The organism is Moorena sp. SIO4G3 (assembly GCF_010692305.1).
GTDB classification, from domain to species: Bacteria; Cyanobacteriota; Cyanobacteriia; order Cyanobacteriales; family Coleofasciculaceae; genus Moorena; species Moorena producens_A.
In genome coordinates this window covers 1-1,110 of sequence record NZ_JAAHIG010000760.1, presented here as the reverse complement: position 1 = coordinate 1,110, position 1,110 = coordinate 1, and the positions used below count along the sequence as shown (strand labels likewise).

Below are 1,110 nucleotides of genomic sequence, written 5' to 3'. Positions count from 1 at the left end.
TTACCAAAGAACTTTCATTACCGAGGGTATTATCTGGAGTGATTTGTCCTAATGCCGTAGTTGCAGCCAGTAGAGAACACAATACAACGCTACTTGTTTGCACAAGTCCGTAAATCCAAGGTTTCATGTTAATCAATAGAGCGATCGATTTATTGAAATATTTCATAAAATAGCCTTTGATTCTGTTAAGTTTTATTAGGTTTAGTAGGGTAGTAGAGTAGGGTGGGCAAAGTGATCATTTCGTGACGAATCAAAAGAACCAAACTGCATCAAGACATTAACACAATCTGCGTGTAAAGGGTTATAAATGTTGTAAAAGTTGTAAGAATGTTAAAGGTGGAAAAAGGGGTAATAAAAACTATTGCACTGACACACTACATTGGTCAGCAGCACAAAAAAGCGATTGGCCGTAGGCCACGCTACGCGAACGCACCAAATACAACTACTCCCTCTTCCCATCTCCCCATCTCTCCATCTCCCCATCTCCCCATCTCCCCACCCTCCCCACACTTTCCACCCTGTTCCCTATTCCCTACTCCCTACTCCCTACTCCCTACTCCCTACTCCCTACTCCCTCCTTCTCACAACCAATTTCCCAGCAAAATAAAAGCCGACCAGTAATAGGGGTGATTAAATTCCTGCCTCTGCAACAACTCCTGTTGAGCTTCACGCAGAGCTTCAGCCTTGGTAACCTTGCCCTTAGCTAACCTCTGATAGAACCGAGTCATTAACTCTGTAGTGGCTACATCGTCCACAGACCAGAGACTAGCAAGGGTACTGCGTGCACCAGATCGCACTGCTACTCCAGCCAATCCCAACGCCGCTCGGGTGTCTCCTGCGGCTGTCTGACAAGCACTGAGGACGAGTAATTCAATGGGATTTTTTTGCTTTTGATCGGCTGAGATGATATTATTTAACTCATTGAGATTGATCACGTCATCCCAGGTCAGCAGAAAGGTTTTTTCAGCTACTGAACTAAATTCACCATGAGTGGCGAGATGAACGATTTCGTAACCAGAGGTATTAACTTCTGTATTGAAGTTGGATTCAGTAAAGGATTCATTGAGTAGAATCGATGAAGGAACTTGAGCCTTGATATTCTCTAATTCC

General features: G+C 44.0%; 2 protein-coding genes. One reads left to right on the top strand and one right to left on the bottom strand.

Going from position 1 to position 1,110, the window contains the following annotated elements:
- Window positions 1–327 precede the first annotated feature (327 nt).
- On the top strand, window positions 328–621 hold the full coding sequence (locus F6J99_RS45260) for a hypothetical protein (RefSeq protein ID WP_293124038.1): 294 nt from the start codon (window positions 328–330) through the stop codon (window positions 619–621).
- Here F6J99_RS45260 and F6J99_RS45255 read toward each other — a convergent pair.
- On the bottom strand, window positions 582–1,110 hold a 529-nt coding region (locus F6J99_RS45255; protein ID WP_293124036.1), incomplete at its 5' end, for a CHAT domain-containing protein. The two genes, F6J99_RS45260 and F6J99_RS45255, sit on opposite strands and share 40 nt — an antisense overlap.